Source organism: Streptomyces scopuliridis RB72, assembly GCF_000718095.1.
GTDB classification, from domain to species: Bacteria; Actinomycetota; Actinomycetes; order Streptomycetales; family Streptomycetaceae; genus Streptomyces; species Streptomyces scopuliridis.
Genome location: NZ_JOEI01000019.1, coordinates 192,056 through 207,501 on the forward strand (window position 1 = coordinate 192,056; position 15,446 = coordinate 207,501).

General features: G+C 69.0%; 12 protein-coding genes. 9 read left to right on the forward strand and 3 right to left on the reverse strand.

Annotation, left to right across the window (positions count from 1 at the left end):
- Positions 1-65: 65 nt before the first annotated feature.
- Positions 66-1,505 (forward strand): RICIN domain-containing protein, encoded by a 1,440-nt coding sequence (locus IF11_RS0124990; protein ID WP_030353973.1) that lies wholly within the window; start codon positions 66-68, stop codon positions 1,503-1,505.
- A 139-nt stretch (positions 1,506-1,644) separates the two neighbouring features.
- Positions 1,645-3,696 (forward strand): glycoside hydrolase, encoded by a 2,052-nt coding sequence (locus IF11_RS0124995; RefSeq protein ID WP_051746187.1) that lies wholly within the window; start codon positions 1,645-1,647, stop codon positions 3,694-3,696.
- An 87-nt stretch (positions 3,697-3,783) separates the two neighbouring features.
- Here IF11_RS0124995 and IF11_RS0125000 read toward each other — a convergent pair whose 3' ends face one another.
- Positions 3,784-5,535 (reverse strand): glycoside hydrolase family 35 protein, encoded by a 1,752-nt coding sequence (locus IF11_RS0125000; protein ID WP_030353975.1) that lies wholly within the window; start codon positions 5,533-5,535, stop codon positions 3,784-3,786.
- Positions 5,536-5,784: 249 nt separating this feature from the next.
- Positions 5,785-6,876 (reverse strand): LacI family DNA-binding transcriptional regulator, encoded by a 1,092-nt coding sequence (locus IF11_RS0125005; protein WP_030353976.1) that lies wholly within the window; start codon positions 6,874-6,876, stop codon positions 5,785-5,787.
- A gap of 185 nt (positions 6,877-7,061) precedes the next feature.
- Between IF11_RS0125005 and IF11_RS0125010 the strand changes: the two genes are divergently transcribed.
- The 7 genes from IF11_RS0125010 to IF11_RS0125040 all read left to right on the forward strand — a co-directional run bounded on the left by IF11_RS0125010 (position 7,062) and on the right by IF11_RS0125040 (position 14,848).
- Positions 7,062-7,988 carry a carbohydrate ABC transporter permease gene (locus IF11_RS0125010; protein WP_030353977.1) on the forward strand — a complete coding sequence of 309 codons (927 nt, stop codon included), beginning with the start codon at positions 7,062-7,064 and terminating at the stop codon, positions 7,986-7,988.
- 3 nt (positions 7,989-7,991) lie between these two features.
- Complete coding sequence (locus tag IF11_RS0125015) at positions 7,992-8,963, forward strand: carbohydrate ABC transporter permease (protein ID WP_030353978.1); 972 nt, start codon at positions 7,992-7,994, stop codon at positions 8,961-8,963.
- A gap of 82 nt (positions 8,964-9,045) precedes the next feature.
- Entirely contained in the window at positions 9,046-10,380 is a 1,335-nt protein-coding gene (locus IF11_RS0125020; protein WP_030353979.1) for an ABC transporter substrate-binding protein, read from the forward strand.
- Positions 10,381-10,856: 476 nt separating this feature from the next.
- Positions 10,857-11,234 carry a VOC family protein gene (locus IF11_RS0125025; RefSeq protein ID WP_030353980.1) on the forward strand — a complete coding sequence of 126 codons (378 nt, stop codon included), beginning with the start codon at positions 10,857-10,859 and terminating at the stop codon, positions 11,232-11,234.
- Positions 11,235-11,252: 18 nt separating this feature from the next.
- On the forward strand, positions 11,253-11,462 hold the full coding sequence (locus IF11_RS42275; protein WP_030353981.1) for a hypothetical protein: 210 nt from the start codon (positions 11,253-11,255) through the stop codon (positions 11,460-11,462).
- Between the two features lie 3 nt (positions 11,463-11,465).
- Positions 11,466-12,860 carry a magnesium transporter MgtE N-terminal domain-containing protein gene (locus IF11_RS0125035; protein WP_244888242.1) on the forward strand — a complete coding sequence of 465 codons (1,395 nt, stop codon included), beginning with the start codon at positions 11,466-11,468 and terminating at the stop codon, positions 12,858-12,860.
- A gap of 488 nt (positions 12,861-13,348) precedes the next feature.
- Positions 13,349-14,848, forward strand: a complete 1,500-nt coding sequence (locus IF11_RS0125040; RefSeq protein ID WP_240627657.1) for an NRAMP family divalent metal transporter — start codon at positions 13,349-13,351, stop codon at positions 14,846-14,848.
- On the opposite strand, the gene IF11_RS41015 is transcribed toward IF11_RS0125040, so the two are convergent.
- Positions 14,750-15,439 (reverse strand): hypothetical protein, encoded by a 690-nt coding sequence (locus IF11_RS41015; protein ID WP_157848446.1) that lies wholly within the window; start codon positions 15,437-15,439, stop codon positions 14,750-14,752. The two genes, IF11_RS0125040 and IF11_RS41015, sit on opposite strands and share 99 nt — an antisense overlap.
- Positions 15,440-15,446: the final 7 nt, after the last annotated feature.

Here is a 15,446-nt window from a genome sequence, read left to right on the forward strand (position 1 = left end):
CCGGCTCCTCCTGCGCCGACGCGCGGTCCTGCCCTGTCCACCGAACAGACATGAGGTACGCGATCATGCGACGCAAGCTCCCCGGAGCGGTGATGGCTGTCGCCGTTCTGTCCGCCCTCCTTCTGTCTCTCCTCAGCGCCATGGGCACCTCCCAGGCGGCCCCGGTGCCCGTCGTCAACGCCACCCAGTTCACCGATCCGAACGGCGACCCCGTGCATGCCCACGGCGGCGGGGTCGTCAAGGTCGGCCAGTACTACTACTGGTTCGGCGAGAACCGGAACGCCGACAACTCCTTCCGGTACGTCTCCGCCTATCGCTCCACCGACCTGAAGTCGTGGGAGTTCCGCAACCACGTCCTGACCCAGGCCACCGACCCGGAGCTCCGGTCCGCCAACATCGAGCGGCCCAAGGTCATGTACAACAGCGCGACCGGCCAGTTCGTGATGTGGATGCACAAGGAGAGCGCCACCGACTACTCCGAGGCGCGTGCCGCGGTCGCGGTCTCCTCGACCGTGGACGGTGACTACACCTGGCGGGGCAGCTTCCGTCCGCAGGGCCACATGTCCCGTGACATCACCACCTTCGTCGACACCGACGGCACCGGGTACATGATCTCGGCCGCCAACGAGAACGCCGACCTGCACGTCTACCGGCTGACGTCCGACTACACCGCGGTGGAGTCGCAGGTCCAGAAGCTCTGGGCGGGCCAGTGGCGCGAGGCGCCGGCCATGTTCAAGCGCAACGGCGTCTACTTCCTGCTGACTTCCGGTGCGACCGGCTGGTCGCCGAACCAGCAGAAGTACGGCACGGCGACCAGCGTCACGGGCACCTGGAGCGGTCTGCGGGACATCGGCGACTCCACGGCCTACGGTTCCCAGACCGCGTACGTCCTGTCTGTCCAGGGCACCTCGGGCACGTCGTACCTGTACATGGGCGACCGCTGGGGCAATTCCATGGGCGGCACGGCCAACGACTCCCAGTACGTCTGGCTGCCGCTGGAGTTCCCCACCGGGACCACGATGCGCATGGACTACTTCCCGCAGATCAGCATCGACACCGCGGCGGGCAGGGTACAAGGCCTCGGCACGTGGGAGACGCTGACGGCCGTGCACAGCGGCAAGTGCGCCGACACCGCCGACCGATCCACGGCGGACGGGGCCGCCCTGATCCAGTGGCCCTGCGGCACGAACGCCGTCAACCAGCAGTTCTGGCTGAAGAGCCGCGGCGCCGACACGGTGCAGATCGTGCTGCGCCACAGCGGCAAGTGCCTCGGTGTCCGCGGCGCCTCCACGAGCGACGGCGCCGCTGTGGTCCAGTACACCTGCGACGAGGGATCCGACCAGGTGTGGACCGTGCGGAAGACCGGCACGACCGTACAACTCGCCGCCCGGCACAGCGGTAAGTGTCTCGATGTCACCAACCAGTCCACCGCCGACGGCACACCGCTCGTTCAGTGGACGTGCAACACCGGTGACAACCAGAAGTGGCGACGGTCGGCCTCCTGACCGGCGCCGGCTTCCCCTGCCCGGAGCCCCGCGTCACCCCGTGTGCCCCGCGCCTCCCGGCGCGGGGTGCGCCTCGGCGGAGCCTCGGAGCAGGTCCCGCCGCCGCCCGGCACAGCCCCCACTGACCAGGGAGTAGTACGTGTTCCCCACCCGCAAGCCATCAGCGTCCCGTCCCCGCCCTCGCCCCGGTCTCCGCCTGCCCGGTGCGGCCCTCGCCGCCGCCGGCGCCGCGGCCGCCCTCGCCGCCACCGGCCTCACCGGACCTCCAGCGACGGCCGCGAGCACGGCCGGGACGGTGACCGTCCGTCTCGACCCCAGCTACCAGCAGCCGCCGTTCCAGGGATGGGGCACCGCCCTCGCCTGGTTCGCGAATGTCACCGGCGGATGGCCCGACGCCCAGCGCAACCGGCTGGCCGATGACCTCTACGGGGCGAACGGGCTCGGGTTCACCATCGCCCGTTACAACATCGGTGGCGGCGACAGCCCCGAGACCGCCCCCTATATGCGTGCTGGAGCGGCGGTCCCCGGCTACTGGAACCGGCCCGGTCCCGAGGCACCCGACTGGTGGGACCCGGCCGACCCGGACCACTGGAACCCGGACACCGACGCCAACCAGCGCTGGTGGCTCACCGCGGCCAAGGCGCGCGGCGCCAAGACCTTCGAGGCGTTCTCCAACTCCGCCCCGTACTTCATGACCAACAGCGGGCGCGTCTCCGGTGCGGTGAACGGCCGGCAGGACAATCTCCGTTCCGACCAGTACGAGCGGTTCGCCGCCTATCTCTCCGGCGCCCTCCAGCGCGCGCAGAACTCCACCGGCGTCACATTCGACTCCCTCTCCCCGGTCAACGAGCCCAACACCGACTACTGGCGCGCCGGCGGCCGCCAGGAGGGTTCGCACTGGGACCCCGCTTCGCAGGCGCGCATGATCTCCACACTGCGCGCCACGCTGGACGCGAAGGGCATCACCACTCCGATCGCGGCCATGGACGAGACGAACCCCGCACTGTTCCGCACCAATTGGGAGTCGTACGTCCCAGCCGTCCGCGACGCCGTCGGCCGGCTCAACACGCACACCTACGGAACGAACGGCCGGACCGGCGTGCGTGACATCGCCAAGGCCGCGGCCACCCCGCTGTGGATGTCCGAGGTGGACGTCGGTGGCAGCGTCCCTCAGAGCTTCACCGACATGAGCCCCGCGCTCGACCTGGTCGATCGCATCAACGACGACATCAGGGAGCTGGAACCCCGGGCCTGGGTGCTGTGGCAGGCCATCGAGGACTACGAGAACATGACCCCGGCCCACGAGAACTCCAACTGGGGCCTGATCCAGACCGACTTCACCCCGGCGGACGCCGCCACCGAGCCGCTGCGCAAGAACAAGAAGTACTGGGCGATGGCCAACTACAGCCGCTTCGTCCGTCCGGGCGCCCGCGTCATCAACACCGACGGCGACGGCACCTTGGCCGCGCTGCGCCCGGGCGGACAAGGGGCCGTCGTCGTCCACACCAACCCCACCGGCGCGGATCAGGAACTCACCCTGAACCTCGACGGGTTCAGGAGCGTCGGCAGCGCCCCCGTCGAGCGCTACACCACCGACGCCACCAAGAACCTCCAGCGCGAGAGCGACGTCACGACGGTGGGCAAAACCCTGAAGGTCACTGTCGGCGCCGGTTCCGTCACGACCTTCGTACTGCTGGGAGTCGCCGGCGTGAACACCGCGGCCACCACGGCTCCCACCGGCGTACCCCGCCAACTGGTCAACGACAACAGCGGGATGGCGCTCGCCGTCGCCACCGTGAACGGCAGGAGCACGCCGGTGCAGCGCACTCCCGACCCCTCCGACCCCGCCCAGCGGTGGACCTTCACCAAGCTGTCCCCGGCCGACTGGAGCAGCACGGCCGCCTACCGCATCACCAACGTCAAGACGGGCGAGGCCCTCGCGACGTCGGAAGAAGTGCTCGGGTTCGCCACACCCGGATCATCGTCGGCCCGGCAGAAGTGGATGCGCTCGACCACCGGCGACGGTCACGCCACACTGATCAACAACGCCACCGGCAAGCTCCTCGACGTCACCGGGGCCGCCACGGGCGACGGAGCGCCCGTCGGCGTCTACCAGCCCACGACGGGCAGCAATCAGTCCTGGACCCTCCCCGGCGACGGCGGCACCGACCGGCAGCCCGGGCTGGGCTGACCTGAACGGCCGGGCACCGACGCTGAAGTCGGTGCCCGCGCCCGTTGCCGTGTGCCGTGTGCCGTGTGCCGTGCCAAGACTCCGGCCCTACTCTTCGGTCGGGCCGAGGTCGTGCGTCGTCCGGAGGTCGACGGTACGCGCGCGGTGGGCGGAGTGCAGTTCGAGCACGACGATCTCGTTCGTGCCCGCGCGCAGCACGGGGCCGGGAACGTACAGGGACCGCTGGGGTCCACGGGACCAGTAGCGGCCCAGCGCGAAACCGTTGATCCATGCGTTGCCCTTCGTCCAGCCGTCGAGGTGGAGGAAGGTGTCCGCCACCTCGGCCAGTTCGAAGGTGCCGCGGTGGAAATGCGGACCGCTCGGTGCGGTGGCGGTGCCGGCGAACGGAATCGCGTCCAGGGAGGTCAGCGGCAGCGGCCGGCTGGTCCAGCCGGCGAGCTCCGTACCGTCCAGCAGCACCTTGCCCGGCAGCCCCTTCCTGTCATGGATGCCGGGCCCGTAGTTGACGCGGCCCTGGTTCTCCACGAGCAGGCTCAGGACGCTGCCGGAGCGCGGCACGGTGAAGGCGAGGGCGTGCTCGTGGTTCTCCCGCTCCAGCACGCCGACGGGCTGCCCGTCGAGGAAGACCTGAGCGCGGTCGCGGACCTGCTCCAGCTCAAGGAGCACGGGCCCCGGGGCCGGCAGGACGGTCTCGTACAGGACGAATCCGAAGTCCTGCCCGAGCTGTTCCATCGTCAGCGGGTGGGAGGACTCGACGGCGTCCCCGAGGGCCGGAGCGCAGTCCAGCAGGCCGGCGCTCTCGGTCAACGGCACCGAGGGGAGAGCGAGTTTGGCCGAGCGCGCGGGCACGGGACCGGCGGGGACCGGCGCGTACTTGGCGATGACCTCGCGGAAGGCGGTGAACTTCTCAGTGGGGTCGCCGGCTTCGTCGAGAGGCGCGTCGTAGTCGTAGGAGGTGACGGTGGGCCGATAAGTGTGCTTGTCATTGGCGCCGTTGGTGAAGCCGAAGTTCGTGCCGCCGTGGAACATATAGAAGTTGACCGAAGCCCCGGTCGCCAGCAGTTCGTCCAGCTCCCGGGCCGCCTGGTCGGGGTCGCGGACCACGTGGTGGCCGCCCCAGCGGTCGAACCAGCCGATCCAGAACTCGGCCGACAGCAGGGGGCCGTTCGGCTGGTGTGCGCGCAGGGCGGCGAGGTTCTGGGTGGAGCGGGTGCCGAAGTTGGCCGTCGCGAGGACCCCCGGCAGCGTGCCGCGCTCCAGGTCGGCGGGCTGGTCGCAGGTGAACAGGGGTACGTCGACACCGCACCGGCGGAGTGAGCCGGCGAGGTGTTCCAGATAGGCGGTGTCGTCCCCGCAGGCCCCGTACTCGTTCTCCACCTGCATGGCGAGTACCGGCCCGCCGCGCGTGGCGAGGTAGGGCAGGAGCGGGGGGAGAAGCCGGGTGAAGTAGTCGTCGACCGCGGAGAGAAAGAGGGGGTCGCGGGTGCGCAGGCGGATACCGCGTTGAGCCAGCAGCCAGGAGGGCAGGCCGCCGCCCTCCCATTCGGCGCAGATGTAGGGCCCGGGACGGAGCAGCACATGGAGGCCCTCGGCGGCCGCGAGATCGAGGAAGGCGGGCAGATCGAGTCCGTCGTTCATGCGGAACAGGTCCGGCCGCGGCTGGTGGAGGTTCCACGGGACGTACGTCTCAACGGTGTTGAGGCCCATGAGGCGGGCCTTGTGGAGTCGGTCGGCCCACTGCGCGGGATGGACCCGGAAGTAGTGCAGCCCGCCGGACAGGAGCCGGAAGGGTTCGCTGTCGAGGCGGAATCCGCCGTCGTCGATCTGAAGAACGGGCATGTGCTGCTGCTCCTGTGCTGAAGGGGGATGCACGGTGGAGGCGTGGCGAACCGGCGGGGAGCCGTACCTCACAGGCATGTTTACGTAAACACGTCAGTGATGGCAAGCCCCTGAGCCGTAGCCCCTTCCGAGATTCCGAACATCACCATGCTCAGCGCTCCTCCGCATCTCCCCGAATACACCCGGCCGGACCCACCCCGGCACGCGAGCAGCCGGGGCACCGCCGCACCCGCGCGGCCCCAGTTCTCGTCACCTCTTCCCCGCGGTGTCCGGCGGGCACGCGGCCGTGCTCCGGCGGACGACCAGACGGGTCGGTACGAGCGTCGTACCGCCCTCCACCGTCTCACCGCGCAGTTCCCGCAGAACGGCGTCGACGCACAGTTCCCCGACCTTGGCGAAGTCCTGATGGACCGTCGTCAGCGGCGGGATGAAGGAGGCGGCCTCCGCTATGTCGTCGAAACCCACGACGCTGACCTCCTCCGGCACGCGCCTGCCGCGCTCGTGCAACGCCCGCAGCACACCCAGGGCCATCTGGTCGTTCGCCACGAACACCGCCGTGCAGTCGGGCTCCTCCGCCAGCCGGAGGCCCGCCTCGTAGCCGGATTCGGGGGTCCAGTCGCCGCGCAGCAGCGGCGGCACCTCGCGCCCCTCCTCACGCAACGCCGCCTCCCAGGCGACCTCGCGACGGCCCGCCGCGAACGACTCCTCGGGTCCTGCCAGGTGCCAGACCGTGGCGTGGCCGAGCTCCAGCAGATGCCGCACGGCCGTACGCGCGCCCCCCTGCTGATCGGTGTCCACCACATGGAACCGGTCACCGGCGTCGGAGTCCACGACGACGACCTTCACATGAGGCGGCAGCGCCGGCGACGTCGTGTCGAGCAGATGCACCTCCATGATCAGGACGACCGCGTCCACCGCGAGCTCGTCGAGCCGCGTGAACGCTCCTCTGACGTTGTCCTGGGTCGGCGCGTCGAGCGGGATCAGCGTGACCGCGTACCCCGCGCGGGACGCGCAGCTCGCGATGGCCTCCAAGGTCCGCACATTGCCGGTGCTTGAGAGGCTCATCGTGATGACGCCGATGGTCCGGAAGTCGCCGCGCTTGAGGGCGCGGGCTGCGCTGTTGGGCCGGTAGCCGAGTTCCTTCATGGCGTCCAGCACCCGCTGCCGGGTGTTCTCGATGACGGCCGGGTCTCCGTTGGAGACGCGGGAGACCGTCTGCGACGAGACGCCGGCGACCCGCGCGACGTCCGCCATCGAGACGCGGCGCTGCCGCCCTTTCGCGGCGCGCCGGTCCCCACCGTCGGCCGTCTTCGCGAGAGCGGCCGTGTCCTTCTCCGTCATCGAAATCCCTTCCGTTCACTACCGCTTCGTTCTTGACGCCCCCCAACGGGAGTGTCACCATCACGCTACCGATGATTACGTAAACATTTCCCATCGGGCCAGCCTCCGCCGGGCCCTTCCCGGCCCGAAGGCCCTCTCCCTCCCTCTCTACGGACCGGTCGGCCCACCGACACAAGGAACCAGCCATGACGCTCCTGCCGACGCCCGCGAAGGCAGTATCACCACCCCGTCCACGAGCGCGATTCCACGTCCGCAAGCAGGCCCTCGCCGGCTGGGGATTCGCCGGTCCGTTCGTCGCCGTCTTCGCGCTCGTCTTCCTCGCGCCGATCGGATACGCCCTGTATCTGAGCCTATTCCGCGATCGGTTGATCGGTGGCACGTCGTTCGTGGGCCTGGACAACTACACCCAGGCGCTGACCGATGCGCGGTTCTGGGAAGCACTGACCAGGGTCGGACTCTTCCTGGCGGTACAGGTGCCGATCATGCTGGGGATCGCGCTGCTGGTGGCGCTCGCGATCGACAGCGGCCGGCTGTACGGCAAGGGCTTCTTCCGTATCTCGATCTTCCTGCCGTACGCCGTGCCGGCCGTGGTCGCCAGCCTCATGTGGGGCTTCATCTACGGCACCAGATTCGGCCTGGTGGGCAACATCAACGACACCTTCGGCGTCTCTCTGCCCGACCCACTCTCCCCCTCGCTCGTGCTCGCCTCCATAGGCAACATCGTGACCTGGGAGTTCGTGGGGTACAACATGCTGATCTTCTACTCCGCGCTCAAGATCGTCCCACGATCGCTGTATGAGGCGGCCGCGATCGACGGAGCCGGCGAGTGGCGGGTCGTGACCTCGGTCAAGCTGCCGGCCATCCGCGGCTCCCTGGTCATCGCCACGATCTTCTCGATCATCGGAAGCTTCCAGCTCTTCAACGAGCCGAGCATTCTGCAGAAGCTCGCCCCGAACGCGATCACGAGCGATTTCACTCCCAACCTCTACACCTACTCGCTGTCCTTCTCCGGCCAGCAGCACAACTACGCAGCGACCGTGGCGATCGTGATGGGTGTCATCACCGCGATCATCGCCTACGCCGTCCAGCTGCGCGGCATGCGGAAGGGCTGAGCGATGAGCGCGCACGTCTCCAGCATCCCCTCGAACTCCACCGACCCCACGGAACCGACCGGCTCCCCCGGGACGGCCCACGCCGCCGGCGCCCCGGTCCCGCCCCGCCGCCGTCGCCCCCACACCCCGCTCAACCCCCGCCCCAGCGTCCCTCTCACCCTCCTGGTCGGGCTGGTCCTCGTCTACACACTGCTCCCGCTCGCCTGGCTGGTCATCAACGCGACCAAGGACCAGAAGGGCCTGCTCGACTCCTTCGGACTGTGGTTCGGCAAGGACTTCAACCTCTGGGACAACATCTCCCGCACGCTGACCTACGACGACGGCGTCTTCGTCCGCTGGCTGCTGAACACGTTGCTGTACGTCGCCGTGGGAGCGGGTGGCGCCACGGTCCTCGCCGTCCTCGGCGGCTACGCACTCGCCACATACGAATTCCCCGGCCGCCGCGCCGTGTTCGCGGTCGTCATCGGGGCCGTGGCCGTACCGGGCACGGCCCTGGCAGTGCCGACGTTCCTGATGTTCAGCGGTATGGGACTGACCAACACCCCCTGGGCCGTCATCATCCCCTCACTCATCTCACCGTTCGGGCTCTACCTGATGTGGGTGTTCGCCGCCGAGGCCGTACCCGCCGAACTCCTCGAAGCGGCCCGCATCGACGGCTCCGGCGAGCTGCGTACGTTCTTCCGCATCGCACTGCCGTTGCTGATGCCGGGCACGGTCACCGTGCTGCTGTTCTCCATGGTCGCGACCTGGAACAACTACTTTCTGCCGCTGATCATGATCAAGGACCCGGACTGGTACCCGCTCACGCTCGGGCTCAACGCCTGGAACGCCCAGGCACAGACGGCGGGCGGCGAGGCCGTCTTCGATCTCATCATCACCGGCTCCCTGCTCACGATCGTGCCGATCGTCGCGATCTTCCTCCTGCTCCAGCGTTACTGGCAGTCCGGCCTGGCCGCGGGCAGCGTCAAGGAATGACCCCGCCCCCACCCGCTCTTCCCGTCCCGTTCCCCGCTTCTGTCCCCTCTCCCACCCGCATACCGAACCAGGAGCACCACCCATGAGAACGAACAGCACCCGCCGGCTTCTCGGTGCCGTCGCCATGGCCTGCGTGATGGCCCTCGGCGCGACCGCCTGCGGCTCGTCCGACCCGGCCGACGGCGGCGGTGGCCCCGAGGACGTCAAGTCCGCACTGGACAAGGGCGGAAAGGTGACGGTGTGGGCTTGGGAACCCACACTGAAGAAAGTGGCGGCCGACTTCGAGAAGAAGTACCCCAAGGTCGATATCGAGCTCGTCAACGCCGGCACCGGCGACAAGCAGTACACCGCGCTGCAGAACGCCATCGCCGCCGGCTCGGGCGCCCCCGACGTGGCGCAGATCGAGTACTACGCCCTCGGCCAGTTCGCCATCGGCAAGTCCGTGGAGGACCTCGCCGGCTACGGAGCGACCGCGTACGACAAGACCTTCACCAGCGGTCCATGGAATGCGGTGAAGTACGACAAGTCCATCTACGCCCTGCCGATGGACTCGGGCCCCATGGCGCTGTTCTACAACAAGAAGGTCTTCGACAAGCACGGCGCCAAGGTCCCGACCACCTGGGACGAGTACGTCGAGGCGGCGCGCACCCTGCACAAGGCCGACCCCAAGATCTTCATCACCAACGACACGGGCGACGCGGGCGCCACCACCAGCCTCATCTGGCAGGCCGGGGGCCGCCCTTACAAGACCGACGGCACCGACGTCTCGATCGACTTCGGGGACGCCGGCACCAAGACGTACACGAACACCTGGCAGAAGCTGCTCGATGAGGACCTGCTCGCTCCGGTCACCTCATGGAGCGACGAGTGGTACAAGGGCCTGGCCGACGGCAGCATCGCCACGCTGTCCATAGGCGCCTGGATGCCCGCCAACTTCACCTCGGGCGTCGCGTCCGCTTCCGGTGACTGGCGGGTGGCCCCCCTCCCGCAGTGGACCAAGGGCGACACGGCCGGCGCCGAGAACGGCGGCAGCTCCCTCGCCGTACCGAAGGCCGCCGAGAACAAGGAACTGGCCTACGCCTTCATCGAGTACGCGACCACAGGCGCCGGCGCCTCGGCCCGCGTCGCTCAGGGCTCGTTCCCCGCCACCAAGGCGGACCTGGGGTCGAAGACGTTCCTGGAGACCGCGTTCCCCTACTTCGGCGGCCAGCAGGCCAACAAGATCTTCGCGGACTCGGCCAACAACGTCGGCGCCGGCTGGTCGTACCTGCCGTACCAGGTCTACGCGAACTCCGTCTTCAACGACACCGTGGGCAAGGCGTACATCTCCTCGACTCCCCTGAGCAAGGGGCTGGAGGACTGGCAGCGGGCGAGTATCAAGTACGGCACCGACCAAGGGTTCAGCGTCAACAAGTAGCCCGTTCATGAACGAGCGGCCGTACCGGACCCCTCCGGCACGGCCGCCCGCTCACGCTCCGATCCGCGCAACCGGCCCCATGCCGGGGGTTCGGTGACAGTCCTGCCTTCCGGCTACGACCTCGCACGAATGGCCGGACCCAGGAGTGACGGGCCGGTAAAAGGAAGGGGCCAAGGGCCCGGGGACGACGAGTCCCGGACGTCAGGCGCGGATGACGTCCACACCAACGGCGCTGAACGGCTCGGTGAGTTCGGCCGGTGCGCCCTTGTCCGTGCACCTACCAGGCAATCAAACCACGGGCGGACACGCATGGACCTGTCCAGTAGAGTTCATATCTTGTGCAGTTCGCACACAAATCGTCACCGTTTCGCCGGCGCGTGCGGGAAGTCCGGTCCACGGGCACCTGCGAGGCGTGGGCGGGCTCGGCACGCACAAGGTCCGTGCGGCCCTTTCCGGTGGCCGCTTAAGATCTGGTCGTGATCGCTGACCTGCAGTGCGTGGTACTGGACTGCCCCGATCCGGGGCAACTCGCGGAGTTCTACCAGTCTCTACTCGGCGGCGCCGTCAATCAGCAGGACCGTCGGTGGGCGCTCGACGAGGACTGGGCGACGCTGCACTCGCCCTCTGGTCTGGTGCTCGCCTTCCAGCGGGTAGCGGATTACCGGCCGCCGCGGTGGCCTGACCCGGACCGGCCTCAGCAGTTCCATCTGGACTTCGGTGTTCCGGACCTGGACCGGGCCCACGAAAAGGTTCTGGCCTTGGGCGCGACCGTGCTGGATGCCGACGCCGACGGTCGGGGCTGGTGCGTCTACGCGGATCCGGCGGGGCATCCTTTCTGCCTGGTTCGGCACTGAGGGCGCTGGAGGTATTTCTTGCTCCGGCTCGCCACCGGCGTGGCCTGCGGCGCCCTGATCGGAGTGGAGCGGCGGTGGCGCGCCCGGATGGCGGGCCTGCGCGCCACCGTGCACCTGCGGTGCGAGCGCCCCACCGGGAGCCACATCCGCGCCCAGCTTCTCCAGGCCCTGACGACCTGCGGGCTGGAGGACGATCCCCCGCCCATGGAGCATCAGGCAGCGGCCTGATCCGTGACACCGCCCTGCCGCGGGCGCGCGCCGTTCGGCGGGAAGGTGAGGAGGGGGCTGGATGGCCGCGTCTTCGATTGCGGTTCCGGCCGCTGCGCCTACGTTGGGCTTGTGGGTCGCGACTTGTATCTGGCGGAGCTGCTGCGTCGGCCGCTGTTGGGTAAAGGCGGTGAGACGGTGGGCCGTCTCTCCGATGTCATCGTGCGTCTGCGGGGCCGGAATTACCCACTGGTCACGGGTCTTGTCGCGCGGCTGGGCGGGCGGGAGGTCTTCCTCCCCGGGGAGCAGGTGGCGAGCTGGGAGGCCGAAGGGATCACACTGACCAGCCGGAGGGTGAACCTGGGCGGCTTCGAGCGGCGTGAGGGGGAGGTGCTGCTGCGTGCGGATGTTCTGGGCCATCGGGTGATCGATGTGCCGGCGGCCGAGTTCGTCCGGGCCTACGACCTCGTCCTGGAGCGGACGTCCGAGGGCCTGGTGGTCACCGGATTGAACACACATCGGCCGCGGCGACTCGCGCGTCTGTTCGGCGGTGGTGACGGCGAGCACGACCGGAGGGACTGGAGGGACTGGAAGTCTTTCGAGCCTCTCATCGGTCACGCGCGTTCCGCCCGGGTCAGGAGTGTGTTCGGGCGGCTGGGCCGGCTGAAGCCGGCGGACATCGCCGATCTCCTCGAAGAGGCCAGTCGTACCGAGTCCCACGAGATTCTCCAGACGGTCCACAGCGACCCGGAGCTCGAAGCCGATGTGTTCGAGGAACTGGAGCCTGATTCGCAGATCCGCCTGCTCCGTGAGCGGTCCGACGCCGAGATCGCGAAGGTGATCGCCCGGATGCGCGCCGACGACGCCACGGACGCTGTGAACGAGTTGCCGCAGGCCCGGCGGCAGCCCGTGCTCGACGCGTTGCCGGCCAGACAGCGCGTCAAAGTGCTGACACTGATGGGCTTCAATCCCTCCAGTGCCGGGGGTCTGATGGCCCTGGACGTACTCACCGCGGCGCCCGGCATCACGGCCGCCGAGGCGCTGCGGGAGGCGGGCGGATCACGTGCCCTGCAGCCCGAGGTGCTGACCACCGTGTACCTGATCGGCGACGGAGATCGGCTGACGGGGGCGGTCACGCTGGTGGATCTCCTGCAAGCGGATCCGGCGGCACGGCTGGAACAACTGGCGGACGCCGACCCGGTGCGCGTCGTACCGGACACCGACATCGAGGACGTTGCCCTCCTGATGACGGACTACAACCTGCTGACCGTTCCGGTCGTCGATGACGAGGAGCGGATCCTGGGTGTGATCACCGTCGATGACGTTCTGGAAGTGATCATTCCGTCGGACTGGCGCCGACGTGGCCACGCACCGCGTCCGCCGGGCCGTCCCGAGCGCGAGAGTCCCGCTTCCCCGTGAGCGAGGACGAAGCGCCCGAAGGTGACGATCACCGTCCGGAGCGGCCCCCGCCACCGAAGCCTCCTCCCTCCCCCAAGCCCCCTCCGTCTCCGAAGCCTCCTCCGTCTCCGAAGCTCCCCGACCACGCAGGTCCGCTCGACGGCGCTCATCCGGCGCCGGGACCCGCCACCCCAGCCGCACCGGAGCGCCCGGCCGCCGCCGAAAGCCCTCCGGAGAGACAAGGAGGACCCCACCCTCCGGAGGAACCGGGGCAGCCCCACGCCCCGGAGCAGCCCCACGCCCCGGAGCGGTCCCGTCCGCCGGGCCGGCCGGGGCACCGTGCCGAGACCGGGCAGGAGAAAGCCGCCCCTCGTCCTCTGCCGCCTGCCGCTGAGGGGAGACGGCCCGGCACGGTACGGGGCCCGGCCCCTCCGGACGAGATCCGCGGAGCTCTCGGCCGCGTCCCGAACACAGCCGGTGAGGGCGGCCGTCCCGGTGTGAAAACGCGCATGCTGACGCTGCTGGCGATTGTCGGGCCCGGGCTCATCGTCATGATCGGTGACAACGACGCGGGCGGCGTGTCCACGTATGCCCAGGCCGGCCAGGACTACGGATACTCGCTGCTGTGGGTGCTGCTCCTGCTCATCCCGGTTCTGGTGGTGAACCAGGAGATGGTGGTACGGCTGGGCGCGGTCACCGGCGTGGGCCACGCTCGGCTGATCATGGAACGGTTCGGCCGGTTCTGGGGCTGGTTCAGCGCCGGTGATCTCTTCCTGCTGAACTTTCTGACGATCGTCACCGAGTTCATCGGTGTCTCACTGGCCGCCGGTTACCTGGGCCTGTCGCGGTACGTCGCCGTACCGGCCGCCGCCATCATCCTGATCGCGGTGGTGGCCAGCGGTTCCTTCCGCCGCTGGGAACGGGCGATGTTCGTCTTCATGGCGCTGAGCCTGCTGCTCGTCCCGCTGACGCTGCTGTCCGAGCCCCGGTGGGGACAGGCCGCACACGACTTCGTCGTCCCCGGCGTCGAGGGGGGCATGAGCAGCAACTCCGTACTGCTGATCATCGCGGTCGTCGGCACCACGGTCGCGCCCTGGCAACTGTTCTTCCAGCAGTCCAACGTGATCGACAAACGCATCACCCCCCGCTTCATCGGATACGAACGCGCCGACACCGCCATCGGCGCCCTCGTGGTCGTGGCCGGGGCGGCGGCCTTGATGATGGTCGCCGACTTCGCTGTCCGGGGCACCGGCGCACAGGGCCACTTCACCGACGCCGCCGGAATCGCGCACGCACTGGGTCGGCACGAGCACGCCTTGGGGGCGATGTTCGCCGTCATCCTCCTGGACGCCAGCATCATCGGCGCGGCGGCGGTCACCCTGGCCACCAGCTACGCCTTCGGAGATGTCTTCAATCTCCGCCACTCCCTGCACCGCGGTTTCCGCGAGGCCAAGCAGTTCTACACCTCGTACAGCCTGCTGGTCCTGGTCGCCGCCGCCATCGTCCTCATCCCCGGAGCGCCGCTGGGGCTCATCACGGAAGCCGTGCAGGCGCTGGCGGGGCTGCTGCTGCCCTCGGCGAGCGTGTTCCTTCTGCTGCTGTGCAACGATTCCGAGGTCCTGGGTCCCTGGGTCAACCCTCGGTGGCTGAACGCACTCGCCACCGTCATCATCGCCGTACTGCTGCTGCTGTCCGGCACCCTGATGGCCACCACGCTCTTCCCGGCCCTTGACGTCGCCCGTCTCGTCACATGGCTCGCGATCGCGCTGGTCATCGGCCTGGCCACCGCGGCGGCGACCATGTTCACCGCCCGGCGCCGCTCGCCCCGGCCCCGGACCCCGGTCATGACGCACGCCGACAAACTCGCCTGGCGCATGCCACCCGTCACACTGCTCAAACCCGTGCGATGGTCACCGGGCACGAGGCTGGGGATGACGGTGCTGCGCGGCTACCTGATCCTCAGCGTCCTGCTCCTGCTCTTCAAGGCGGTCCGCCTCGGGGGCGCCTGAGGAGGTCCGCAGCCTCCTGTTCGCGGCTCCCACCAGGACCTCGGCGACATCAAGGGGTACGTCCAGACAGCGGACGATCCATTCCGCGTCATGACCATGGCTCGCGAGGACCCAGGAGGAGTACACGCGGTTCATCCGGGCTGTGTCGCACTGTCCCAGCCGCTCGCTGACCTCGGCGAACGGGAAACCCGCCAGAGCCTCGTCGGTGAAGCGCACGTCCTCGTCCCCGCCGCCCCGCTCCGGCCGAGAACGGTGCCGCGCCACGTACCACCAGTGGCCGCACAGCCAACCGATGCCGATCACAAGCACCACAGCCAGCAGACCGGAAACAGCCACCCCCACCAGCGGCCGGTCGGACGCGGGCCCCACGCTCACGGCGACCTCCGCCAGCACGGCCAGCACCAGCACCGCCAAAAGGGCGATGCCCTCCCGATGCCGACCGAGCCGCGAGACACCCCGGTGCCGTTCCTCCGCCACTCCCCCATTGTCCCGCAGTCCCGACTCAAGCGTTTTATCCCGGCAGGGGCGTTTGGTATTGAGGGTGCTGTCCGCGAGGTCGGAGCTGACGCGGACCGTCGGTACGGTCAGCACGAGCCCC

Coding starts and splice junctions, on each gene's coding strand:
- IF11_RS0124990 (WP_030353973.1), top strand. CDS start 66: ATGCGACGCAAGCTCCCCGGAGCGGTGATGGCTGTCGCCGTTCTGTCC.
- IF11_RS0125000 (WP_030353975.1), bottom strand. CDS start 5,535: ATGCCCGTTCTTCAGATCGACGACGGCGGATTCCGCCTCGACAGCGAA.
- IF11_RS0125005 (WP_030353976.1), bottom strand. CDS start 6,876: ATGACGGAGAAGGACACGGCCGCTCTCGCGAAGACGGCCGACGGTGGG.
- IF11_RS0125010 (WP_030353977.1), top strand. CDS start 7,062: ATGACGCTCCTGCCGACGCCCGCGAAGGCAGTATCACCACCCCGTCCA.
- IF11_RS0125015 (WP_030353978.1), top strand. CDS start 7,992: ATGAGCGCGCACGTCTCCAGCATCCCCTCGAACTCCACCGACCCCACG.
- IF11_RS0125020 (WP_030353979.1), top strand. CDS start 9,046: ATGAGAACGAACAGCACCCGCCGGCTTCTCGGTGCCGTCGCCATGGCC.
- IF11_RS0125040 (WP_240627657.1), top strand. CDS start 13,349: ATGCTGACGCTGCTGGCGATTGTCGGGCCCGGGCTCATCGTCATGATC.